At 45.5% G+C, this 23,480-nt stretch carries 19 protein-coding genes and 2 pseudogenes; 4 read left to right on the top strand and 17 right to left on the bottom strand.

Going from position 1 to position 23,480, the window contains the following annotated elements:
- Nucleotides 1–9: 9 nt before the first annotated feature.
- From ABEW34_RS01760 to ABEW34_RS01740, 5 genes are all read right to left on the bottom strand, one after another.
- Nucleotides 10–642 carry a Bax inhibitor-1/YccA family protein gene (locus tag ABEW34_RS01760; RefSeq protein WP_430154316.1) on the bottom strand — a complete coding sequence of 211 codons (633 nt, stop codon included), beginning with the start codon at nucleotides 640–642 and terminating at the stop codon, nucleotides 10–12.
- Nucleotides 643–835: 193 nt separating this feature from the next.
- Nucleotides 836–1,249, bottom strand: a complete 414-nt coding sequence (locus tag ABEW34_RS01755; protein WP_430154315.1) for a LysM peptidoglycan-binding domain-containing protein — start codon at nucleotides 1,247–1,249, stop codon at nucleotides 836–838.
- Between the two features lie 97 nt (nucleotides 1,250–1,346).
- Complete coding sequence (abc-f, locus tag ABEW34_RS01750) at nucleotides 1,347–3,266, bottom strand: ribosomal protection-like ABC-F family protein (protein WP_430154313.1); 1,920 nt, start codon at nucleotides 3,264–3,266, stop codon at nucleotides 1,347–1,349.
- Nucleotides 3,267–3,568: 302 nt separating this feature from the next.
- Nucleotides 3,569–3,712, bottom strand: a complete 144-nt coding sequence (locus tag ABEW34_RS01745) for an RAxF-45 family protein (RefSeq protein WP_430154311.1) — start codon at nucleotides 3,710–3,712, stop codon at nucleotides 3,569–3,571.
- 83 nt (nucleotides 3,713–3,795) lie between these two features.
- Nucleotides 3,796–4,536: a Fic family protein gene (locus tag ABEW34_RS01740; RefSeq protein ID WP_430154309.1), complete on the bottom strand. Its 741-nt coding sequence runs from the start codon at nucleotides 4,534–4,536 to the stop codon at nucleotides 3,796–3,798.
- Nucleotides 4,537–4,782: 246 nt separating this feature from the next.
- On the opposite strand from ABEW34_RS01740, the gene ABEW34_RS01735 reads away from it, so the two are divergent.
- Nucleotides 4,783–5,898, top strand: coding sequence for an acyltransferase family protein (locus ABEW34_RS01735; protein WP_430154308.1), 1,116 nt, complete (start codon nucleotides 4,783–4,785; stop codon nucleotides 5,896–5,898).
- 131 nt (nucleotides 5,899–6,029) lie between these two features.
- Nucleotides 6,030–6,281, top strand: a complete 252-nt coding sequence (locus tag ABEW34_RS01730) for a hypothetical protein (RefSeq protein WP_430154306.1) — start codon at nucleotides 6,030–6,032, stop codon at nucleotides 6,279–6,281.
- Between the two features lie 19 nt (nucleotides 6,282–6,300).
- Here the strand turns inward: ABEW34_RS01730 and ABEW34_RS01725 are convergent, their stop codons facing one another.
- Entirely contained in the window at nucleotides 6,301–7,386 is a 1,086-nt protein-coding gene (locus ABEW34_RS01725) for a PD-(D/E)XK nuclease family protein (RefSeq protein ID WP_430154304.1), read from the bottom strand.
- Between the two features lie 197 nt (nucleotides 7,387–7,583).
- Nucleotides 7,584–7,805, bottom strand: coding sequence for a helix-turn-helix domain-containing protein (locus ABEW34_RS01720; protein ID WP_430154302.1), 222 nt, complete (start codon nucleotides 7,803–7,805; stop codon nucleotides 7,584–7,586).
- Nucleotides 7,806–7,931: 126 nt separating this feature from the next.
- On the opposite strand from ABEW34_RS01720, the gene ABEW34_RS01715 reads away from it, so the two are divergent.
- Nucleotides 7,932–8,240 (top strand): DUF6809 family protein, encoded by a 309-nt coding sequence (locus ABEW34_RS01715; protein ID WP_430154300.1) that lies wholly within the window; start codon nucleotides 7,932–7,934, stop codon nucleotides 8,238–8,240.
- A 174-nt stretch (nucleotides 8,241–8,414) separates the two neighbouring features.
- Here ABEW34_RS01715 and ABEW34_RS01710 read toward each other — a convergent pair whose 3' ends face one another.
- The 10 genes and pseudogenes from ABEW34_RS01710 to ABEW34_RS01665 all read right to left on the bottom strand — a co-directional run bounded on the left by ABEW34_RS01710 (nucleotide 8,415) and on the right by ABEW34_RS01665 (nucleotide 22,355).
- On the bottom strand, nucleotides 8,415–9,023 hold the full coding sequence (locus ABEW34_RS01710) for a hypothetical protein (protein ID WP_430154298.1): 609 nt from the start codon (nucleotides 9,021–9,023) through the stop codon (nucleotides 8,415–8,417).
- Between the two features lie 45 nt (nucleotides 9,024–9,068).
- The gene (locus tag ABEW34_RS01705) at nucleotides 9,069–9,860 is read right to left on the bottom strand and encodes a hypothetical protein (RefSeq protein WP_430154296.1); all 792 of its coding nucleotides are present in this window, start codon (nucleotides 9,858–9,860) and stop codon (nucleotides 9,069–9,071) included.
- A 389-nt stretch (nucleotides 9,861–10,249) separates the two neighbouring features.
- Nucleotides 10,250–11,128 (bottom strand): annotated as a pseudogene (locus ABEW34_RS01700) (carbohydrate ABC transporter permease).
- Between the two features lie 12 nt (nucleotides 11,129–11,140).
- Nucleotides 11,141–11,730: pseudogene (locus ABEW34_RS01695) on the bottom strand (ABC transporter permease subunit); the annotation flags it as partial.
- 20 nt (nucleotides 11,731–11,750) lie between these two features.
- Nucleotides 11,751–13,295: an extracellular solute-binding protein gene (locus ABEW34_RS01690; protein ID WP_430154597.1), complete on the bottom strand. Its 1,545-nt coding sequence runs from the start codon at nucleotides 13,293–13,295 to the stop codon at nucleotides 11,751–11,753.
- A 240-nt stretch (nucleotides 13,296–13,535) separates the two neighbouring features.
- Nucleotides 13,536–15,824 carry a helix-turn-helix domain-containing protein gene (locus ABEW34_RS01685; RefSeq protein ID WP_430154295.1) on the bottom strand — a complete coding sequence of 763 codons (2,289 nt, stop codon included), beginning with the start codon at nucleotides 15,822–15,824 and terminating at the stop codon, nucleotides 13,536–13,538.
- A 295-nt stretch (nucleotides 15,825–16,119) separates the two neighbouring features.
- On the bottom strand, nucleotides 16,120–16,908 hold the full coding sequence (locus ABEW34_RS01680; RefSeq protein ID WP_430154293.1) for a Nif3-like dinuclear metal center hexameric protein: 789 nt from the start codon (nucleotides 16,906–16,908) through the stop codon (nucleotides 16,120–16,122).
- 45 nt (nucleotides 16,909–16,953) lie between these two features.
- The gene (locus ABEW34_RS01675; protein WP_430154291.1) at nucleotides 16,954–18,042 is read right to left on the bottom strand and encodes an NAD(P)-dependent alcohol dehydrogenase; all 1,089 of its coding nucleotides are present in this window, start codon (nucleotides 18,040–18,042) and stop codon (nucleotides 16,954–16,956) included.
- Nucleotides 18,043–18,074: 32 nt separating this feature from the next.
- Nucleotides 18,075–20,165: an alpha-glucuronidase family glycosyl hydrolase gene (locus ABEW34_RS01670; protein WP_430154290.1), complete on the bottom strand. Its 2,091-nt coding sequence runs from the start codon at nucleotides 20,163–20,165 to the stop codon at nucleotides 18,075–18,077.
- Nucleotides 20,166–20,201: 36 nt separating this feature from the next.
- Entirely contained in the window at nucleotides 20,202–22,355 is a 2,154-nt protein-coding gene (locus ABEW34_RS01665; protein ID WP_430154288.1) for a glycoside hydrolase family 52 protein, read from the bottom strand.
- Nucleotides 22,356–22,551: 196 nt separating this feature from the next.
- Here ABEW34_RS01665 and ABEW34_RS01660 point away from each other — a divergent pair, with 196 nt between their 5' ends.
- Entirely contained in the window at nucleotides 22,552–23,472 is a 921-nt protein-coding gene (locus ABEW34_RS01660; protein WP_430154595.1) for an AraC family transcriptional regulator, read from the top strand.
- The last annotated feature ends 8 nt before the right edge of the window (nucleotides 23,473–23,480 follow it).

The raw sequence follows: 23,480 nt of genomic DNA, 5'->3' as shown, positions 1-23,480 counted from the left end.
AACAGGTCCTTAGTCTCGGCTAGCACCAAGGAATCGCAGAATGAACAGGAACAGATTAACGAAGTCAAGATAAATGCTCACGACGATCATCGGAATGTCGTCATCGCTAAAGCCTTGGCGGGTAAGGCGCGAGAAGTCAAACAGCGTCCAACCGATGAAGATCAAAATACCGAAGCCGGATACCATCAGCTCTGTCGTTCCCGAGAACGGCAGGAATAAGCCAACGAGCGTCATCAGTACAAGTACAATCGTTGAAGCAAACAAGAAGCCGCCGAGGAATGAAAAATCCTGCTTTGACTTAATCGCGTAAAGCGCCGTACCGCCAAATGCAAGAATCGCAACGCCAAGGCCTTGCAATACCAGCGAAGCGCCCAGCATGCTAATATAGCTGACAATGACGAAATACATCGTCAGGCCGGATACGAACATAAAGCTGTACATCAGCGTATAGCCGATCGATTTCTTTTTTCGTAAAAAGAGCAGTGCAATCAGGAGTCCAATTTCCACTATGTACAGCGGCATAGCCAGTACAGGAGGAACGACCTGACCGATTAAGAAGCCGACCAGCGATACGAGCAGAGAAAGAAATAAGACCCGAAAAACTTTCGGCAGTAACAGCTGCGACGAACGAATCGTATCCATAAAACAAGCCCCCTTACTATTAAATTCGGTTTATTCTATTAGCTATTTTACACCAATTCCTTGAATAATAACACCTTATGTAAGCATAGCTTTCCAAAAAATTATAATGTTTATCGCCTGAATATTTATAGATCATAGAAATAAGCCGCGAGATCACAGTGATCGGCGGCTTATTTCTATTTTCAAGTAAAGATTAGGAATGCTGCCCGTGATACATCATGGGCTGAGTTTGCTGGCCGCCAGCCGCCATCTCCGAATATGTCTTTTGACACATCATATTAGAAATTCGCGGAATGTATACCATTTCTCCTGCTTTTAATTGAGCCGGGTTAATATGAGGATTGGCTTCCTCCATAATCGCATGAGGAACGTTGTATTTATGGCAAACTGCCGCTAGCGTCTCCCCATGCTGGGCCTGGTGCTGAGCGTAAATCATGTCGTCCGAGTTGCCTTCTCTGAAGAAAGGGAACAAAAATGGTGAAAAGAAGAAAAACGGGAACAGGAAACGGTTAGGAAAAAAAGGATGAGGGAACGGACGAAAGAAAGGACGACCGAACCCACCACCAAAGCCACCACCAGGAACAAATGCACGATCTGTACGATCCATAACAAAACCTCCGTTTTTTATATAGTCATTCGTCTATATAGAGTATTGTTTTGGGCCCCATTGGTGACAACTTTTTTGAAAAATTTCCAAATATGAGCTAGCTCGACAGCTCCAGCCACTGCTCCAAATGCTGATCCAGCCTCGCTTGCAGCGCTTCGCGTTCCCTCCATTGCTTCTCAAGATTTTCCATGTCGTCCATGCGATCCAATCGTTCCAGCTCGGCATCAGCTATTGCAATTTCGGCTTCAAGCTTAGCTATCTCCTGCTCCATAAGCTCCAGTTTGCTTTCAGCAGGTGCCGGACTTTCATTTGAGCTTAAGTTTTCCATGACTGCACCTTTAGCTGTTCCTGCTGCTTCTTTTGCGGTTAAGTTTGCTTGAGCAAGCCGTTCCTCCCGCTTCGCCTTAAAATCATCATAGTTGCCCAGATAAGTGGCGACCTTTCCTTGCTCCAGCTCCCATACCCGCTTAGCCAAACGATTGATGAAATAGCGGTCATGCGAGATCGCAAGCACCGTGCCGGGGAAATCCTCCAACGCCTCCTCCAATGCTTCGCGTGATGCAACATCCAGGTGGTTGGTCGGCTCATCGAGCAGCAGCAAATTGGGCTTGCGTCTTACGAGCAGCGCGAGCCGCAGCCGTGACCATTCTCCACCAGAAAGCGCTGTGAGCGACTTAAATACGTCCGCCCCATAAAATAAATATTTAGCCAGCACATTCCGTGCTTCGCCTTCCTCCAAGCCGCCCTCCAGCCGGAAATGCTCCAGCACCGTTTGCTTATTGCCCTTTAACGGCTCCTGCTGTGCCAAATATCCGATTTCCAATCGAGTTCCCTGCGCCACTTGCCCGCTGTCCGCTTCTATCATGCCTAGCAGCAGCTTAAACAGCGTCGTTTTCCCAGAGCCGTTATCGCCAAGCAGCACGACTTTCTCGCCATATAGCAAGCCGCCCTCTGCATCCCGTAAAATGACTCGTTCACCGAATTGCTTCGTCAAACCTTCAAACGAAATGACATTGCGTCCTGAACGGTCAAGTGGCGACAGCCCGAACTCCGCTGTATTCCGCTCCAAAACCGGGCGCTTCACCGTTTCCATCCGCTCTAGTGCCTTGCGGATCGACGCCGCACGCTTGAAAAACTTCTCATTGCCGCCAATGCGTCCCCATTCTTCCAGCTGGCGAATCGTTTCTTTCATTTTTCGAATGGCTTTCTGCTGCTCTTGGAATTGGGCGAATTGCTGGAGTAGCCGCTCCTCCTTCTCTTTCAAATAACCGCTATAGTTGCAGTGATAGGTGTGGGCTTCGCCATCCTCCAGCTCAATCATCTTCGTGCCAACGGCATCGAGAAAATAACGGTCATGCGATACGATGACACAAGCGCCTTCATATTGCTGAATGAACTGCTCCAACCATTCAATCCCTTTGAGATCCAGGTGGTTCGTTGGCTCATCCAGCAGCAGCAAGGCCGGACGGACGACGAGCTGTGAAGCCAGAACGATACGGGTTTTCTCGCCGCCCGACAAGCTGGCGAAGCTCCGCTGATCGCAGCTGCGATCAATGTGCAGGCCGCTAGCAACCTGATCAATCGCCGTATCCATGTCGTAGCCGCCGCCCTGCTCGAATTTTTCCTGCGCAAGGGCGTATATCTTCAATAGCCTCTCCATTTTCACAGCATCATTTGCCGCTTCTTCCCCCGCCATCTCACGCTCCAACTCCGACATATCCTGCCTGCAGGCCATCAGCTCCCGAAATCCGTAGGCCATTACCTCGTATACAGTAAGCGACTCGAACGCCTCAGGAATTTGTGGCAAGTAGCCGATTTGCAAATCCCTCTTTACAGTCAGCATCCCATCGTCAACCTGCTCATGTCCGGCAATAAGCCGGAGAAGCGTTGATTTGCCACTGCCATTGCGGCCTATGAGCCCTACTTTCTCTCCCTCCTGAAGCTGAAGCGTTACGCCATCCAGCACCAGATTTGCCGCGTGGTATTTCTTTATTTGTTGTACATTTACAATAATCATTTGAAGAGCCTCCTATTTGATGAGGAAGACCCTAGCTTGAAAACACAAGCAAAAACGACTTCGTCGTCCTTCTAGGACGAGCGAAGAGCTTTGCCTTAGAATTCTAAGCGAATATAAGGATGAAACTTATAAATGCTTAGAATTCAAGGTGAAACGGCCGAAAGCCATCCTCTGGCGACGCAGCGCGTTTCATTCCGAAAATTATAGAGAAAGGATAGAAACATCACATACTTTCCTATAATTCAAAAAGAGCCGCAGCAATAAGCCCGCGACCCTTCGAATGGCAAAGCAATCCGTTGTGGTTAAGGTAGGCGTCTTCTCGCGAATGGTATATCCGTATCGTTAAAAATGGACAGACTGATCCCGTTCGCGGAAAATGCATGAACAATGCCAGCCATAGCAATCGGCAGCTGGCTAATACGGTTATTGACCCATTCGTGATTCACCTACCTCACCTCCCTTTACGTTAGTGTTTTTAATTTACCATAGTTTGTGGTGCTGTGGCAATTTCAAAAATAAATGAAAAAGTTTATTTCACCGAAGAAATGTATGTTCTTAAACTATCCTCCACGGAATCTGCAATTAAGGCGATGAAAGGCTCCAACTGGTCATTGCTGCTGGCTTCTTCCAACGTCTCATAATATTTCAACCTTGCATCTGCGGCTGCTTTTACAATGGCAGGAGGAAATCCATGCTGCATTAAAACCAAATTCATTAATAAACGAGCCGTATGCCCATTGCCATCTGCAAACGGATGGATATAAACGAATTGAAAATGGAGCCCGGCTGCTAATTCAACAGGATGCAGACGGTTATGCTGCTCGTGATACCAGTGCAGCAAACTTTCCATTTTTTCAGGCACAAATACATAAGTCGGTGGTATGTGCTGCGATCCAGATATTCGAACATTAATGGAGCGGTAACGTCCCGCATTTTCGTCGTCAATATTTTTCAATACTAAATGATGAATAGATTTAATCACTGATTCCGATATAACCATATTATTATGCACGATATCCTGTACATAACTAATCGCTTCTGAATGATTAATAACTTCAAAATGCTCTCGGAGCTTTTTACCACCAATGGTTAGACCTTCCTCCAGCACCAGCTTCGTTTCCAAGAGCGTCAACGTATTTCCCTCAATTGCATTTGAATTGTAGGTCCACTCTACTCGGTAAACCTCCTCTAAATTCCGGACGGCCGCGGAAGGTAAGGGCCTTAGGCTATCGAGTTCCTGCTTTAAATCATTGATTCGCTGGAAATTCATTCCCTCACTCCTTTAACTAGCTTAACTATAATAACGAATTCATTTGAGTTGAAAAACACCCTGTTTTCCAAGCGGCTAAATATATCCATACTATATCTGATTTGGATAGGGGTTTCAATTAACAAGGACTAGTGTGGATCATAGTTAGTATTCATATATAGCAAAAAATAAGCAATGCCACGCCGATATTCGCATTGAAACTTCCTTTTTCACATGATACAATTTGTATCAAATAAAGAGGAGTGGGTGAGTCCGATTAAAAAGGAATTGGTTAGTGAAATTTATTGGCTGCGAGCAATTGCCTGCTTATTTGTCATTTTAAACCACGCTTTGGGCAATAATTTGGCGCTGTATTTCAGCGGGCAGGAAGGCATCGCCTTCTATTTGCTCAAAATTTTTCAAATGGCCATTTTATTTGGCACCGGGACATTTGTATTTATATCTGAATTTCTGAATGCCAAAACGTATCACGGCAAACCGCCACAAGGCTTTTTTCAAAAAAGAGCGCTCTTTTTGCTTATTCCGTTTCTGTTTATGAGCTTCATTTTTGCTATTTTTGATACGGCTCAAAATGGCGCCTTTACGTTTGCCGCCTATTCCATCGAAGCGGTCAAAAATATTTTTCTAGGCGATTTCGTTCTTTGGTTCATCTTATTGCTATTCCAAATTCATATTCTCCACTTTCTCTTTAATCGTTATGCCAGCAAGCTTAAACCGCAAACGGTTATAGTCACTTCGTTTGTGCTGAACTTCGGTTATTTGGCATATTTCAGCGCGACATCAGCCCCAAGCTCATCCGCTGTCACTACATACATTTGGGAAAGAGGCTACTGGCTGCTCGCCGTTGGCTGGATTTTTTATTTTACCTTGGCGTATTATGCTGGAAGGCATTTTGAACAGGTGAAGCAATATATTAGCAGACAAGGCGTCTGGCTGTTTGCGATCATCCCCGTCTGCTTCATTGCCGTAATGGGCTTTCAGCAGCAGGGCATTTTCACCATTATATCCTCGAAACGCCCCGATATGATGCTCTATACGATCGCAATGATTGGGCTGATCCTCTATCTATCAGGTAAAACCCGCTCCGTGCCGAGATTCATTATGCTCATCAGTAAATATTCGTTCAGCCTCTACTTATTGCACATGATCGTCATGAAGCTGCTGCTCCAGTTTTTGCCGAAAACAAATTTCGCCGTTTCGTTTGTTGTTTGTTATGTCGGGAGCATTGCCGTCAGCCTTGTGATCGCCAACCTGCTCAATCGTTTCTCATTCGGAAAATATTTGGTCGGCAATTTGTTGAAGACGCCAAAGCAGGATTCTGCGGCGAAGCCGGCGCTGCAAGCGGGAAAGCGTGCAGTTTAAAAATACAAAGCGCAGTTTGCAGCCATGTATGTAGAAGGCCCTGATCGCAAGCAAACATTGTCTTTTGGCCATCAGGGCTTTGTTGCGTGACCTAAACCTTGCCGCTTCTCAAGCAAACACAAAAATTTTGGTTGGTCATAAATGTATCTGGGCTTGAGGAATGGATAGCGAAGTATAGTACGATTTTTGACGGGGCCATCGTTACGAAGAAAGACCAGCAATGCGAGTTCATTTTGGGCAAAAATCACACCGACGTGCTACGCCAAGCTGAGCAGCAGCGGCTGGCAGAAATCCACTTAATAACGTCGACCCCGTTAAAAGTTGAGCTTCGGTTCCAGCCGAATTTGTCCCATGGCGCGGCGATTTTTATGAAATCGGTATAAGTTCGCAAAGTAATTTCCGTTATTCAGCAGCTCCGTTACCTTTGGATTTCCACTCCAATTCCGGAGTTTGCCGCTTTAGCTTGTACAGCTCATTCAACCGTTCAATGAAAAATGCTTGAATACTTTCGATATGATCATCTGTGGATAAAAATTGCAGCAGGCTTTTATCATAATGAATCATTGACCATGCGGTATGATCATCGATATCTTGCGATGACCAGCCTTCATTTTTCGCTAAAAAAGCTTTCATCGCTTGTATAAAGGCTGTTCGATTAGGACATTTAGGATTCACTTGAAACATAATGGAAATAATCGGGTACTCCTCATCCGACTGATGAAATCCATAGTTAATCGCACTGAAATTTCCTTGGTCATTTTGTTTCATATAGCGATATGAATCTTTCAATTGTGCAAAACGGTTTGTCCATGAGGTTGAGCGATTAAAAAGCTTAGTTATGGTATGCTCCACTGGCCCATCCAGACATGCGTCCATCATTCGTACGAGTCGCTCCATGTTTTGAATTGCATACATATCCTGCGGCAGGAAACGCCTGCTGTCATTCAACCCGATCTCCTCCATATACTCTAAAATCATATCAATAAACGCGCGTCGCTGCGTTTTCAGCCAGTTATAAACTTGAAACCACCGGATTTGATGAAAGGTCGCCTGATTACCATTTTGTAAAATATCGATCTCTCGCTTGGGGTCGTAAGCTTTCGTTATGTAAATGAGATGCGTGCGGCAGCCATCAGCTTCATAATCGCGCAAATGATCTGCATAACGCTTCAACTGCTGATCACCCTCGCCTGTACCCAGCTTATTTTCCATAAAAATAATATGAGATTGCTTGCCCTCTGCAAAACGTATCATCATGTCGGGCCTACTATCGGTTACATGGTCGATATGCTTCCCATATGTTTTCTGAGTGGTGATTTCATATATATTCGCTGAAGCCACGTTAATCGTTGTTAGTTGATATAGGAAATCTTGCAGCAGCCCTTCTTTTTCAAACACTTCCGCCAAAATCTCTGTAAAATAATCCTCCTGCTGATTGCGATCCTTATTGCTTAGCAGTTGATATAGCCGTTTGAATAATGTGCTCATGGCTGTTTCCCCTCATTTAGCTGCGCAATGTCTGTTTGTCCAAGGAGATAATCGATGCTTAGACTATAAAATTTAGATAATGTATACATTTTTTTTCACCCAACGCCATCATCATTTATACCATTCCTTTTTTCAAAATAAAAAACCGCTCCAGCGGAAGCGATTTAATAAATTGGAATATCCCTAATACTACGGCATTATTCCTCTGTGTCAATTATATCAATAATCTCGCGAATGTCTCTGATGTTCAGTGCTTCCGCAATTCGCTCAATATGGGCAAAGCTAATGCTCTCACGCTTCCCATTAGCCAGCTCGCTTAATGCAGCATGGCGAACATCGGATAAACGCGACAATTCACGAAGGGAGATTTTACGACCCTTGGTTAACTTCTCTATTTTCACAACTACTCTCTTAGCCATTCTTAATCACCATCATCCTATAAACTCTTCTTGACTATACGCATTAACGTACCATATAATAATTTCAAATTCGGTACTCATATGCGTATCAATTGGAAGTTTTATCTTGTTCTAAGGAGGAATAATATGAGAAGCCTTTTAGAAGAACTTTATCATGGTGATCTGCGTCCCATTGAAAAAAGAATATTGAGGGATGCTACATATTTACAAATGAATCAAAAAATATCTGAAGCATTAGAAACGTGGAGGAAACAACATTCCGAGGAAGAATTTGCAAAGCTGGAAGAGCTACTGGACTTGTATGCTCAAACACATACAATGGAGCTTACCTCAACCTTTACATACGGATTTCGGCTTGGAGCAGGCATTATGACTGAGGTGCTAACAGGGAAAGATGAGCTTGCTAGAAAACTAGGGACATGTCCTGAGGATTAGCCAAACAATTAATTGTTTCATGAAATTTAAGATTCAGTTGTTGTGATTAAACAAAAAAGCATCGAAATAGATGCCGTTTTCACGATATCTAATCGATGCTTTAAATATTTATAACCAATATTATATTCTTCTAAACTTTTGGATACATCCATCCCTAGGTTTGACCCCAATGTATTAAAGCAATTCTAAACTCTTGGCTGCTTTTAACAATACCTTTTCATTCTTTTCAAAAAAACTCTTAGACACTTTTGAATAAAAATGATACTCCATTGTGTAATCTTCATCATAATGAATCAAATGCATGACATATTTATCATCCTCATAACCAACAAGCAACTGGGCATCCAAACCATTATCTAGTGTAATCCACTGAATATCTAGATCCTCAGGAAGGGTATCAGTAACTCCTTCAATATAAAAACCACCATACACTCTAATATCCACATCGGGATTACCAATATAGAGAATCTTGCCGTCACCATTATGAGCTTCTTCTCCAGTTTCCCACTCACTTGGATAAGAGATGCTGTAGCCATATCGGGCATTTATATAGTGATGCCACCGACTCTCTGTTGCATCAGGTTTCTCAGTGGGAACCACCGCTTCTATTAAAACAGGATCTTCGGTTTCTGAAATGATTTCGTTCGGTATTGTCGATGGTGTAAAGGTTGCATCTATGCTCGGTTCCATCGCAATACTAGGCGCTGGAATTGAATTGTTTGAACTTGATGAGCAACCTGATAAAATCAGCAGCAACAATATTAAACCTAAAAAATTGCGCATGACACATACCCCCTTAATTATTACTTACATTCCCTCATATCAAGATTATTTCTCAATCAAGATCTTTGAGAAATAATCTTTTAGTATAATTTGATGCTCTTTCAAAAAAATAGAGCAGAAAGGATTTTTATCTTCAAAAGTTGTTCCTTCCATGATGGCTACAGAAAAACAATCTACAAAAACCTCTACCATTACTTCATCTGAACATTGCTCAAACATTCCTTTTGTTGCTTCCTTAAATGAAACTGGTACCTTAGTAGAATCCTTCGTCATATACATCTGAAAAACATGTCCTAATTCATGCATAAAGATATACTCTGGACTAGATTTACTGTCGAGAGCATTTTTATAAATAACTATTGCGTTAAAATAAGGGGAGTAACTTGCATTCATATTTTTATTTCCATATGGAACAAAGTAAAAATGGAGCGGTTTTCCCTTGCTATTATAAGCTAAAAAACGCCTTAATCCGAATTGATTAGTCAATTGAAGCAGGCTCTGAGCAACTGTCATCTTAAGCAATGGTTTTTTTGATTCATGAAGGTCATTTAAATCATTTAACAGCCCCTTTAATAACTGAATCTGCTTCTCATAATTATTGTCCGTAACACAAACAGATAGAAATTCCGAAATAAAACAAGATAATCCTCTCTTAGGTCCTACCATCATAAAGGTGCCTGCTAAGGTTACCTTTGATTCAATAAGAAAATGTTGAAATATATTGTAGAATGCTTGATTGCTCTGTTTTTTCTCAGCTCTATCTATAAGGATAGATACAAGCTCCTTCTTTGAGCTTAGTTTATTGTCGGACAGTAAATCATTAATTTTATTTTCCATAAATAGCTCCTTTTAATTTGTCTGATGCAGTAAAATTATCTAAAACTGCTTTCTAGCTCATGTATAAGTAATTTCACAAATATCAAAACGTTCCTTATTTCTTTATCCCTGCGTAATAACCCTTCGGAAAGGTTAGGCGAGATATTAACCATCTTTTACAAAGGATTCATCACATGGATAAGGATACCAAATTTTATTAATGTGGTAAACGATTTGCACACCTTTTTCACCAAAATGTTAACTGATTTCGTGGCTCCCCCTTTCTTCTCAATAAATTATGTCTACCAATAATGCAAATTCCTTAATAATAGAAAAACAGAGCTACCTGTATCCGTATAGGCAACCCTGTTTTAACGCTCTTTATTTTCCAGACCATATTGAAAGCTTACTTACCCCTTCAACGCGCCAACCATAACCCCTTTGACAAAATATTTTTGCGGGAACGGATACAATAATAAAATAGGTGCCGTCGTCACAATAATCGTAGCGTATTTCAGTGTTTCAGCCACATCCCGGCTTTGGACGAGCGTCGTCGTTCCAATCATATTTGCACTGTCATTTTCCAATATAATGTTGCGGACGACGAGCTGAATCGGGAATAGATCCTGATCCCGCAGGAAGATCATCGCATTAAACCAGCTGTTCCAGTGGCCGACGCCATAATACAAGATTAGCACCGCAACAACCGGCATCGACAATGGAAGGAATATTTTGAACAAAATCGTAAAATGCCCTGCGCCGTCTAGAAACGCCGACTCCTCGATCTCTTTAGGAATCGCCATAAAGTAGGTACGCATAATGATCAAGTTGAAGGTGCTCATCGCCGTAGGCAAAATCAGCGCCCACAGCGAATCTAGCAAGCCGTACGATTTTACAATGAGGAAGAACGGCACAAGGCCTCCTTGGAAAAACATCGTAAATACGATAAAAAACATGATCAGCTTTTGCAGCAGGACGCCTTCGCGCGAGAGGAAATAGGCTCCCAACGAAGTTAGCGTCATATTAATCGCCAAGCCTACGATCAGGACAAACAGTGTATTTCGGAAGCCATTCATAATCGTTGGATTGCTTAATACCGCTTTTTAGCCTTCCAGTGAAAAGCCTTGCGGCCACAATAAGAGACCCGTGTGTGAAAGGAGTCGATTTCCTTCACTGAGCGAAGAAAATATAATATAAAGCATCGGATACAAGGTAATGACAATTAAAATAAGCATAACGAGCACATTTATTCCGTCAAAAACACGCTCGCCCCATGAGATTTTAGTCATATGATCAACTCCTTACCAAAGACTGTTTTTACTGACCCGTTTGCTGAAATAATTGGCCAGGAGCAATATTCCAAAGTTAATGACCAAATTAAACAAGCCTACGGCAGCGCTGTACCCGTAGTTGAATTCGAGTATCCCTTTTCGGTAAACGTAGGTCGAAATGACATCAGCTGTCTCGTAAATGCTTGCGCTATAAAGGAGAATGATTTTCTCGAAAGCAACATTCATAATATTTCCGAGGGCTAATATAAGCATAATCATGATCGTTGGAAGCATCCCGAGCAAAGTAATATGCCTTATTTGCTGCAGCTTGGACGCTCCGTCTATTTTAGCCGCTTCATATTGCTGCTGGTCTATGCCAGAAATGGCTGCCAAATTTCACTGGTGATATAAATAGGACGGAAAGCTCCAGGCTGCTGCAGAAACGAAAAACGTTCTCCGCCAAAAAAAGCAATCACATCATTAATGAGTCCATCTGAAAGCGTAAAATAACGGATAATGCCTGCTACCACAACGAGTGTAATAAAATGGGGCATGTACGTAATCGTCTGGGTAATGCGCCGAAAAATCGAGCTTTTGAGCTCATTTAATAGCAAAGCGATTGATCGTTTATGGCATCGCTTTAACGTTGCAGATAACGCTCATAGGCAGCTTGCTGAATTTCCAGCGCTCTTTCAATGCCTAAATCCTTCATTTGCTGAACATATTTATCGTAGCTGTCGGCAGTCTCATTTCCTAAAATAATTTTCAGCTCTGCTTCTTTAACTAAAGCGTTAATATCATTCATAATGCTGCTCATTTCATCCGCTTCCTCGGCCGTTGGCGTCACTGGTGGCAGCAGATGGCTCTCATGATTTGTTTTTTCCCAAATGCCGAGCGCTTCCGTCGTCTGCTCATATTTCGCTGGCAGATTATTATCCTGCTGAATCATCGGGAAGTTGGTGCCATGTGAATATTGCAGCATCACTTGGTCGCTGCCAAGTCCATTCGGATTGTTCACAACCAAATCCGTATAGACAGGCTTGCCGTTTTCCAGCTTATACGTGACCCCTTCCAGGCCATAGGTGTTCAGCATGCTTCCTTCAGCGGAATAGGCGTAATCCAGCCAGCGGATGGCCGCTTCTACATTTGCCGTCGTAGCGGAAATAGCCGCCGAGCTCGTGCCTGCATAAGCATTGTCCAGCTGGCCAAACTCTGGAAGCTCGCCTTTTGCCGCTGCTGGATAAGGGACAGCCACGAAGTTCGCCTTCGGATCGGTCTCCTGAGCGGCAGCATTGTATTTTTCAATGTAGAACTGCCAACCGATTGTTGCACCGCTGCTGCCGGAGGACATTTTTTTATCAACGGTTGCCGCATCGATGGAAGCAAAGTCCTTGTCAATGAGCCCTTCCTTGTACCACTGGCTCATCGTTCTTAAATATTCTTTATATTGCGGCTCCAAATAGCCGTACGTCACTTTTCCATCATTCATATAGAAGTTGCCCATTACACCAAACGCGCCGGCAAAACCGCCCGTGCGTTCGCCCAGAAACATCGACCGGAACGTGACAGGCGAGCTGGCCTTTTTCTTCTCTTTGAACGCCGTCAATACGGTATGCCATTCCTCAATCGTCTCGGGAATGTCCAAGTTCAGCTCGTCGAGCCAATCTTTACGGATAATAGGTCCGCCATATACACGGCCAGCATCTGAACGAATGAACGGGAAAGCATAATACGTGCCGTCATCTGTCTTGATCATTTTGTCGATGTCGGGATTTTCCTGAAGCACTTTCTTTAAATTCGGCGCATACTGGTCAATTAAATCATTCAGCTTTAATATATACCCCTGCTCCACAGCTCGATCTGGCCCGCCGGGATATTGAAGCCAAGTATTTAGAAAAATATCAGGAAGCTCTCCCGAGGCGAGCAGCAGGCTGAACTTTTGATCCGTCATCGGCGTTCCGCCCAAATGCTTGATTTTAACCCCCGTCCGTTTCTCGTACTCTTCATCAATCGGCATCGCTTCTGGTGTACTGCCCAGCTGCTCATTCATAAAAGAGAGCTCTGCATTTCCTTGCATCGGATAAGAAAAGGCTCCTCCTGATTGATTATTCGAATTCGACTTCGAATTAATAGTGCTTTCATTATTGCTGCTAGAGCTTGAAAGGCTGCAACCGGCCATTAGCATGGAGAGACTGAGTAGAAAAATGACAGGCTTGCATACCGTTTTTTTATTAAACCATTTTGCCAAAATAAAGACCTCCGTTTGTATGTTTTAGCTCTGCTCTGCTCGACTTACCTCTTAACTATAAGCAGCAGCAGTCTGCCGAAACAATGCTCAATATGCTCAATCCAGTGCCATAACAAGAAAAAGGCACGTATTTTCTGGAATGTACGCAGCCTTATTACAAATTGCCTATTCATTTTGTTATTGTAGATTTTTATATTTGCCTGGTGTAATTCCTTCATATTTCTTGAATACGCGAATGAAGGCGCTGCTGCTGGAGAAGCCTGCCTTAGACGAGGTCTCTTCTATGCTTGCTCCTTGCTGAAGCAGCAATTTCGCCTTTGAAGTACGCGTTTGACTAATGAAGTCATGCAAGCCGAGCTCCATCTGCTCTTTAAATAATCGTGATACGTATTGCGGGGTAATGCCGAATTCGGCCCCAATCATCGATACGCTGAGATTGATATCGTCAAAGTTTTTCTCCACGTACTCCGCCACCTGTTCTCCAATTCCCGTATTGGATAGCAAGGATAGCTTTTCATTGATTTTGTGGCACACCATTTGTAAAATTTGCAGCAGCTCCTGCCGGAACTCCCCCCTCGTTGTACAGGCGAGCAGACGTTTCATCGGCCGTGATTCTTCCCATATTTGAGCATGCTGCGCTTCAAGCGGAACGGATTTCATCATGGAGCTTGCCAAATCGATCATCGCACATTTGAGCATTTCAATAGAGGATTGGCTGCTGAACACTTGGTTCAAAATTTCATCTACCTTCTCTGTTGCTTTTTCCAGATCCCCCGTCTTAATCATGTTGATGAAAGCAAGCTCATCGTTGATCGACAAATAATATTCCGCTTCCAGCGGCTCGATATCTCCATACCAAATCGACACATTTTCTTCTGAAAATAATCGGTACTCTTGGGCCTCCAGCGCCTGCAGATAGGCGTGATGGATGCCAGCTACTCCGACCTCATGCTCGCTCCCCGCCATCACAATTTGCAAGCGGTAGCGCTGATCGGTAAATTCCAGCGTTTTCACCAAAGCCTGCTCCATATCCTCTTTCCAGACAGAAATTCGCTCGGGTTGAATGTTAATAACGGCAGCAAGCATGCCATCCATATCGGTAAAGCTTAGGCTATGAAATTCCTGAGCCACATCAAGCATAATATTCGTTACGATAAAATGGGATAAATTCATCGACGTGGCGCTTGCTTCATCTGGCTGAATATCGAACAGCAGCACGGCAAAATGCTCCGTGCTCCAATTCAACTGATAACGTCCCGCCGCCTCTTGGGCGGACAAGCCTTCCTCTGCCTGCCCTTTGAGCAGCCTCGTTAAATAGTAGGCCTGGAGCACCCGAAGCTGCTTGTATTCGCGGCTGCTCATATCATCCCGCTCGCGAATCGTCGCCAGCGCATTTTCCCTAATAAATGAAAACTCGTCTGCCCGCCACATGCTCCGCTCCTGCTTGGGGTAGGAAAAAACATTGACCAGCTCGCGAACAGGGTTGTAATTTCGGCGGGCAACATAATAAATGACTACCCCGCCAATTAAAAAACAGACCAGCAAGCCAAGCAAATTCAAATTGCGAATTTCCCTCGCTTTTTCCCAAAAAGTATTCGAAGGGAAAACGCTTACATATTTCCAGTCAGACGTATCCGAGCCTATAAAGGACACCATATTTTCCGTTCCGGCAATGGTCAAAAAGGAGGAATCCGCTTCTTTATTGTCTGTCTCTACAAAAGAAAAAATCGGCGGGCTTTCAATTTTATTATTTTGAAACATAATTTGGTTCGCTTGATCGACGATGTAAACATCGCCATTATTGACCCAATCGACGTTGGCCAGCATTTTTTGGACGGTATTGCTATTTAAAGCGATGAATAAAACGCCTCGCGTAGTGTCCTTTTCCTTTATATTCGACAATGGCTTAATTAACAAAACCGTATTTCCGACCCGTTTAAATTGGATAAAAGGCCTCAGCTTCCCCGACTGGATCATCGGCGTATCCAAAATTTGCTGCCATTCCTGCTGGCTGACGTTAAACGACTGACGGTTCATCTCGTAAAATAGAGCCGAATCCGTGTAGGTTTCATCTGTAAGCATCGTACCCAGCCTGCCGGAATACAAATAAATCCCTTTGATAAAATTGTTGGCGGATTTATATTTGCTCAGCTCCTGCTGTGTTTTAAAAATTTGAAAGGACCCCTGCTGCTCTGAGTCCGGATTCATATTCAGGAAGGAATTGACGTCATTATGAATAGACAGCAGCATCGCCAGCTTTTCTGCTTGGTTGATTTCACTGTCGACCATATACTTAACCTGTTTGAGCATCGCACCGCTAGCACGCTGGATTTCATACTCTACTACTTTTTTTGTTTGGGTGTAAACGACAGCGCTAACAATTAAAGGGATGAGCATAATAATGGCATAAGAAATGATCCATCTAAACGCAATGCTTTTGCTAAAAACAAACTTCTGCTGTTTCATACTTTGCCTCCGCAGGTTGAGTTCTTTTATCGCAAGCGTAAACGGCTGTCGCCGTCTTCTGGCGGCAAAGCTAACGTTTCGCGTAGAAATATAGAGTAAGGATGTGAAAATATATCCTTTCCTATATTTCAAGCGTAAACGGCTGTCACCTTCCTCTGGCGGCAAAGCTTACGTTTCGCGTAGAAATATAGAGAAAGGATGCGAAAATATATCCTTTCCTATATTTCAAGCGTAAACGGCTGTCGCCTTCCTCTGGCGGCAAAGCAGTATTTGAAAGCGCTACCTATTGATGGGTTTAGAATACTTGAAATACAGGGGCATCTGCCAAAAAATAAACCGGAAGCTTCGGATACTTCTCAGCTAGCATTTCAGCTAAATATTCCATCCCCGGCTCCTCGCTCTCGGCATGGCCAAGCATGATCAACGCTTTGCTGCGCCCTTGGTGCAGCGCATCCCTTATATATTCTGGCGTTTCCCACTCTGGTCCTTCTCCAGCTATAATCAAATCCACATTTTGCTGCTGGAGCAATGGAATCGCTGAGCTTCCGCCGCCTCTATATCCTACCAGAATACCTATGCGTTTGCACAGCATCGTGGGTTCTCCTGCTGCCCGCACATAGGGAATGTTCAGCTTGCTTTTCAAATATTCAGCCACTTCGGTGAGTTGCATCGCTGGTATATCTACGATTGCCTCAGCTGGCTGCGTTTCGGCTGCCATCCAACCGAGCTTGCGCAGCAAACCGATCAAGACAATGTCCGGCTGGTAGCCATGCATATAATCATGAAAGCGAAAAATGCCAATACCTGCTTTTTCAATAGCATCCGCTTTGGCCTCAACAACAGCATCATTGCTAAGCCAATCTCCTGCCTCATGGTGGCTATAAAATACGCCTTCATGCGATACAATTAAATTGGCGCCCAAAGCAGATGCCTGCTCAATAATAGAATGGGTGGCCGAAAAGGCTGTAACGATTCCTTTCACTATGGTATGCTCGTGCCCAAAGCTCAATTGATCAACGGTTGGAGCAGGAACCTCTATGCCTGCTTTCAAATCCTTTATTACTTGTCCAATGGTAATGTTCATCGCGGCCTCCTTTCAAGCTGTACATCCGACAGCAGCATCAGTAGCTTACTCATTCGGATAAACGACTACCTTCAAGCTGCCGCTCTTGTTATGAATAGCACGCTCTAGTGCCTCCTGCGTCTTGGCGAGCGGATAGCGATCGGTAATGAGAAAGCTCGCATCTATGGATTCAGATGCCAAAAAGGATAGGCCGCTAGGATAGGTATTAGCATAGCGGAAAATACCATACAAATCAATTTCATTGTCCGCGATAAAAGTAATGCTCAGCGGTGTCTCATCCTGCGGAGGCAGTCCGACGATCGCGAGCTTCCCTCCCCGGCGCAAGGAATATAAAGCCGAGCGAAGCGCATGGGAATTGCCCGCTGTTTCCCAAGCTACGTCCACCCCTTTGCCCCCGGTCAGACTCTTCACGACGTTAACCGGGTCCTCATTTTTGACATGAATGGCATGGGTAGCTCCCATCTTCAAAGCAGCTTGCAATCGGATCTCTTCCATGTCGCTTACAACGATTTGTGCAGCTCCGAAAGCTTTTGCTGCGGCAACCGCCATGAGCCCTACCGGGCCCATGCCCATAATCGCTACGGTATCTCCGGGGTGGAGCTTGCTTCTCCTCGCCGCGTGAATGCCCACCGAAAACGGCTCGATAAGCGCAGCCTCCTCATAAGACAAATGGTCGGGAATCGGAAACACCATATCCTCCCGAACCGCCAAATATTGCACGAAGGCGCCATCAACAGGAGGCGTCGCCAAAAAGCTCACATCAAGGCAAAGGTTATAGCGGCCTTCCTTGCAAGCCCTGCAATGGCCGCATGTCGTTCCAGGCTCTATAGCGACCCGTGTACCTACCGTGACAGAGCTTACCTTATTCCCGACAGCTGCAATAATTCCTGCACATTCATGTCCGAGAATAAGCGGCTTTTCTACGATAAAACGGCCAATTCGGCCATGCTCATAATAATGCAGATCCGAGCCGCATATGCCCACAGCCATCACCTTGACTAAAACCTCTTTGTCCCCAATCGACGGGATCGGCAGCTCTTGCAAAACAATTGCACCCGGCTCCGACATAACGGCCGCTTTCATCGTTTGAGGCAGCTGCTCTTGTTCTATTCTTGTTACACTCTGCTCTCTCATTTGAAAGTCTCCTTCGCAATCGAACATGTACGTTAATAAATTTTGCGGTGGTGCTCATCTTCTATGCCGCTTTTGCGCCAGAAGTACGTATTGATTTGATCCCGCCACTCTTCTGCATGCCGAGCCTGCTCCCTCAAACGCTCTTCAACCTGCGTATACAGCCCTTCCTTCATTCGGCCCTGCAGGGAGCTCCAAGCTGTCAGCAATTGCGTCGCCCGCTCTACCCCTTCAAAGTGTGTATCATATATATGCTGAATGACGGTTTTTCCTGAGTGAAGCACATGAGTATACGGGACATGATGGAAGAACAGCAGCAGCTCATCCGGGCAAAGCTTCAGCGAATTATAGATTTCGGCATTCTCTCCCATATATTGCGCACTGTAGCCGGTTCCGGTCTGCACCGTGCGGTCAACACCTAATCCTTTGTGATCTGCAAAATGGTACGTTCCCCATGGCGAATATTCATATCCATCGACATTAGGACCGTAATGATGGTTAGGATTGACCATCCAGCCTATGCCAAGCGGCGCCGTATACGACTCATAAATGCTCCACGAATCCATTAGCAGTCCGCTAACGATATCATGAACGGAGCTATCCAAACTTAGGGCCAGTTGTATCCACTCACTCGCTATTTGCTCCGCCGTTAAATCCGGGTTCCATGCCAGCCTGCCATAGCCGTACAAATTAGCTTGAGCTAGCAAATGCCCGCTCCAGTTCCAGTCCGCTCCGACATTGGTGACAGCTGCCATCCCGTTTATCCGGTTGCCCCACATGGAGCCGTCCACAATACGCTTGACCGGAGCCTCTTCTCCGCCAGCATACGTATTGAACTCCAATATTTCCTTCCATTGCGGGACGAGGTAGCACAGATGCCGCTGCTGCCCTGTATACTCCTGCGTAATTTGAAATTCAATCAGCTGATTCGTATGCTCAAGCGCACCAAAGAGTGGAGATACAGGCTCTCTGGCCTGAAAATCAAGCGGGCCATTTTTTATTTGCAGCACAACATTATCGTTAAATCTGCCATCAAGCGGTTTAAAATGGTCATACGCTGCCCGGGCACGATCGGTCGTGCGGTCACGCCAGTCCTGCTTGCAATTGTAAACGAAGCAGCGCCATATCACGATGCCGCCATGCGGCTCCAGCGCCTGCGCAAGCATGTTGGCTCCCTCCGCATGGTCGCGCTCATACGTAAAGGGACCCGGACGATTTTCAGAATCGGCTTTGACCAGAAAACCGCCAAAATCCGGAATGGCTGCGTAAATTTCCGAAGCTTTGCTGCTCCACCAAGCTTGCACTTGCTGATCCAGTGGATCAGCCGTCGCAAGCCCGCCAATCTGAATGGGGCTCGCAAAATTAATACTGAGATACAAGCGAATGCCATAAATCCGAAAAATATCAGCGAGCCTCGCCACTTGCGGCAGATAGGTCGGCGTAATAAACAGCGTCTCCTCCTGATGAACATTAACGTTGTTAATCGCAATCGTATTAATACCGATAGAAGCCATCATTCTGGCGTAATCGCGCACACGCTCCTGATCCTCGGTAAACCGATTATTTTGATATAAAAAAGAATTTCCGGCATAGCCGCGCTCAATGCTGCCGTCGAAATTATCCCAATGATTAATCATTCTTAATCCGTTTGTCGGAGCGCTGACAATATCAAGCCTATCAATAGAAGCGCCTGTGCCTATGAGCCTCAGCAAATGAAACACGCCATAAAGCAAGCCTGCTGGCGAGGCAGCACCGATTGCCAGACAGGAATCAGCAAGGCTCGTGCGGATGACAAACCCTTCCGCTCCTGCAGCTTGAATATCTTTTTCGCTAAACAAGCTTTGGTAGCGTTCATTCCCGGATGTGAAAGTTCCCAACGCGATATGACGCTGTCCCTGATTAGGAGCATGAGGAGCAGTGGATACGGAATCTACCAGCATAGCTTCAAGGCCGAGCCGCAGTTCAGCCGCCGCAGCCTGAATCGTCTCCTGTTCCTCCCAAGCGACTATTGCACCGCCCCATTGCTTATATTGCTCCAATTGGGTGCTTGGCAAGACCTTGTTATAGCTTAACCAAGCATGATAACCGCTTTCCGCTGGCTGTTGTTTCCTCGCAGTTTCATTCATCTTTTGCTCCACCTCGTTCTATTGTTTGATTTGACCTTAGCTGCTTTTGACAAGCGAATAGTCAGCCGACTTCTCATATAGCCACAAAATGGCGGTTACGCCGCGAGGGTAATATTTGCTGCCCACAATTTGGCCGGACAACACCTGGTCGCTCCAGCACCAGTAGGAAAGCTCGGGATGCAGCAGCCATGCCACATGGGCTGAATCAGCAAGCTCTCCTCTCTCTTCCCACGGCATCTTCATAATTTCCCTTGCAATAAACTGGCATAAATAAATTTTGCTAAGCCATGAATTGTTGCTGGTCGAAGACAATTTCCACGCACCGTCATCAAACAGGCATACGCCAGGCACAAGCACGGTGTTCAGGTGACGGTGAAGACTGCTCAAATATTCCGAAAATCTGCCGTTCGGATCCAGGGCATCCTTGCAGCCGGTAAATAGCGGGAATACAAGCCCTTCGATCGCAGGTATGATGCGTGAGTGATTGTTTTCACCGATAATGGCTGGTATGTAGCCTTCCTCTGTCAAAGCAGCTGTAATAGACGCCGCGCATTTATCTGCTTGACCGCCTGCCTCTGTCGACAATTCTGTCAAGCCTTCAGCTTGGAACAGACGCTCCAGCGCCACGTAAGCGGCCCAGCATTTTCCCGCCATATAAATATTGTTGCGGGACTGGCCCAAAGAGGCATCCAAGCTGTCATAGGTAGAAATTTCAGCGCCTCCCTGCGTGCGTGTGCTGTCCAGTGCCATGAGGCCATTGCGCAGCTCCTTTACAGGATGATCCCGGTTCAGCATGCTTTCAAAGCAGGAGCGAATAACGGGCAGCATGTTGGCTGTAAATTCCTCATCCTTCGTTTGCTCAATATATACAAGCGCCGTACATAGCCAATTGACCAGCTCTTCATGGGACATATAAGAGAAGCAGTCGTCCAGCCCCGCCAACTCATATGCCGAATATTGCGGACGGGAAAAAACATTCGCCACCCCGACATCATGGGTAAACGTTATGCCGCCCGGATATAGCTCCTGCCCACCAGGAAACGTAACCTGGTCCTTGTAGCTGTACCTGTCTACGAACAGCTCCAATTCGTTTCTTACCGTCCACGGATTCATAATCAATTCAAAAAACAGCTGATCCACCGTTAAATCCAGCGTATTCATCATCCGATATTCGCCTTCATTGACGATCCATAGCGCTTTGCCATCATGGTCCAGCATTTGAGTGCTTCCGTAATAGCTGTGAATAGCGTGCGAGAGCATAAATTTTTGATCGTCCGAAAGCTGTGAATCATTAATCCATTGATCCGCCTGCTGGCAAGACTCAGAAAGCTCCTGAAAATGCTCCAAGGCGTACGCAGCTACGCTGTCGATATTTTTAAAATAACGGGTATACGCGTAGGAGGCCTCAATGCCAGTTGTGACGATACCATCCCGGTAGAAGCAAATCGCAAACTTGTATGTGCGCGTCTCGCCCGGCGGCACCTCCATTAGAATGGCTCCCGTTCCGCCCAAGCCAAAAGCATAGTTATGCTCATATCGCTCATCCAAAATTTTCTCCATTGTAAATCCCAGCGCACTCTGAACATCGCCCGTATCGCAAGCGATAGCCGTCAAGCGGCCCTGCCCGATGCCGGCAAATTGCCCTCCGCTCGTATCGCCCAGTCTGCGCATCGCACTGTAGGGATCGCTGCCCTCATATCCAAAAAAACCTCTTCTAGCCGACGACCCGTTGCTGTTATCCAGCGTCAATTCGGCAAAAACAGCCGGAACAATCGCCTGCTTCAGCTTCTCTGGGCTCGCTGTTGCCGGATCCGGCACGGAGCGGACAGGAGAATAAATACGCAGCGTTACATCACCCGCCTGCCACGTATCCGTACCTGCGCCAAGCGTTCGCAAAATTTGATCGTCGTTAAAAGCTTTCAACTTCGCCGTCGCCTGCTGATCCTTATCGCTTGGCTCTACTTTTTCCACATCATATCTGGAGCTGTCGTCGGCAGCCGCTTCAAAAAACGGGAAGGCTTCATAAACGCTGCCATCTAAAGCCTGCATTCCGATATAAATGTTTTGATCGGCTGGCTTCCCTAGCTCGGAAGCAAGTCCGCCTTTCTTTCCTTTGAAGCCCAAGGTAAAGCTCGAAAAAGCTCCGATTGGCGAGTGCTGCACATTATAAAATTTATTTGGATTAGCCACTGTTGAACCCCTTCCTGACCGTTAATAAAAATAAAAGTTAAGCGTTTGCATGAATTATTTTTATCCTAGCACGTCAGGTTAACCAGAAGCCATTGTCAAATCGAGCAATTATTTACCCAAATCGGGCTAAGTACGTTATACTCGTAGTTAAGTACAGTGTGGAAATTCGCAAGGATTGGAACGGAGGTGTTGCATGATGGCAGCCACTTTTATCCCGCCTATACTTGGGCAATGCATTAGCGAGGCTATTGTTCCCGACGTCAAAACAACGATCAACCTGTTTGGCATGCATTTGCGTAAAGTAAGCGGACAATGGGATTATCCGGTGCATACTCATCCTCAATATGAGATCAATTACGTACTCGAGGGTGAGCAATTATTTATCGTCAATGACCTTCATTATATACAAAAGGCTGGGGCACTCATGTTACTTCAGCCAGGAGCCTCTCACGCCAGCAAAAGTGGGAATGGCAAACCGTTCACTTATTTTTGCCTGCATTTTGACATCGATGACCGCATGTTCTTATCCTTATTAAGTCGGCTTGACTCGGTTCTATTTGAGACCGACAGCAATGTCGTCCAGCAATTAAGGCCATCGCTCAACAAAGTCATCGAAATGTCGAGCCAGCTCGCTGAACATTCCGCTGCCAAGCTTACGGAACGGATGCGCCTCCAATCTGCGGTGTTTGAACTGTTTGGCCAGCTCTGGGAAGCACTTTCTGCGGAAGCCGATCTCCACTCTGCCGTCTCCTATGAGAAAGTTCAGCTCGCTCATCAAATTCGCAGCAGGCTGCAAGGACTCATTTACCAGCAATTCAAGCAGGATGCCGCTCTACTAGACCAGCATTACGGCATTGACGACATTGCCGCCGAGCTTGGCATCAGTGTCTCCCACTGCAATCGGGTGTTCCGGCAGGTTTTTGAAATATCGCCGCGCGTGTTTCTCTCCAAGGAGATGCTGCATGAGGCGAAGGTTCTGCTGAACGACCCCCAGATGTCGATCAGCCAAATTTCTGCGATTCTTGGCTATCGCGATATTTCGCATTTTAGCCGGCAGTTCAAGCGCTGGTATGGCGCGTCGCCAAGTGAATACCGTCGAGGGAATAAAGGGCGATGAGAGCTGCG

This window comes from Paenibacillus algorifonticola (genome assembly GCF_050481745.1).
GTDB lineage: Bacteria > Bacillota > Bacilli > Paenibacillales > Paenibacillaceae > Pristimantibacillus > Pristimantibacillus algorifonticola_A.
The sequence above is the reverse complement of the archived record's forward strand: the minus strand, read 5'-3'. Positions and strand labels throughout refer to the sequence as shown.

What these genes read in the sequence shown, in the direction of transcription:
- ABEW34_RS01740 (WP_430154309.1), bottom strand. Translation starts at nt 4,536, where the DNA reads ATGAATTTCCAGCGAATCAATGATTTAAAGCAGGAACTCGATAGCCTA.
- ABEW34_RS01675 (WP_430154291.1), bottom strand. Translation starts at nt 18,042, where the DNA reads ATGAGAGAGCAGAGTGTAACAAGAATAGAACAAGAGCAGCTGCCTCAA.
- abc-f (WP_430154313.1), bottom strand. Translation starts at nt 3,266, where the DNA reads ATGATTATTGTAAATGTACAACAAATAAAGAAATACCACGCGGCAAAT.
- ABEW34_RS01660 (WP_430154595.1), top strand. Translation starts at nt 22,552, where the DNA reads ATGGCAGCCACTTTTATCCCGCCTATACTTGGGCAATGCATTAGCGAG.
- ABEW34_RS01755 (WP_430154315.1), bottom strand. Translation starts at nt 1,249, where the DNA reads ATGGATCGTACAGATCGTGCATTTGTTCCTGGTGGTGGCTTTGGTGGT.
- ABEW34_RS01720 (WP_430154302.1), bottom strand. Translation starts at nt 7,805, where the DNA reads ATGGCTAAGAGAGTAGTTGTGAAAATAGAGAAGTTAACCAAGGGTCGT.
- ABEW34_RS01685 (WP_430154295.1), bottom strand. Translation starts at nt 15,824, where the DNA reads ATGAAACAGCAGAAGTTTGTTTTTAGCAAAAGCATTGCGTTTAGATGG.
- ABEW34_RS01670 (WP_430154290.1), bottom strand. Translation starts at nt 20,165, where the DNA reads ATGAATGAAACTGCGAGGAAACAACAGCCAGCGGAAAGCGGTTATCAT.
- ABEW34_RS01705 (WP_430154296.1), bottom strand. Translation starts at nt 9,860, where the DNA reads ATGGAAAATAAAATTAATGATTTACTGTCCGACAATAAACTAAGCTCA.
- ABEW34_RS01760 (WP_430154316.1), bottom strand. Translation starts at nt 642, where the DNA reads ATGGATACGATTCGTTCGTCGCAGCTGTTACTGCCGAAAGTTTTTCGG.
- ABEW34_RS01680 (WP_430154293.1), bottom strand. Translation starts at nt 16,908, where the DNA reads ATGAACATTACCATTGGACAAGTAATAAAGGATTTGAAAGCAGGCATA.
- ABEW34_RS01710 (WP_430154298.1), bottom strand. Translation starts at nt 9,023, where the DNA reads ATGCGCAATTTTTTAGGTTTAATATTGTTGCTGCTGATTTTATCAGGT.
- ABEW34_RS01690 (WP_430154597.1), bottom strand. Translation starts at nt 13,295, where the DNA reads ATGCTAATGGCCGGTTGCAGCCTTTCAAGCTCTAGCAGCAATAATGAA.
- ABEW34_RS01715 (WP_430154300.1), top strand. Translation starts at nt 7,932, where the DNA reads ATGAGAAGCCTTTTAGAAGAACTTTATCATGGTGATCTGCGTCCCATT.
- ABEW34_RS01725 (WP_430154304.1), bottom strand. Translation starts at nt 7,386, where the DNA reads ATGAGCACATTATTCAAACGGCTATATCAACTGCTAAGCAATAAGGAT.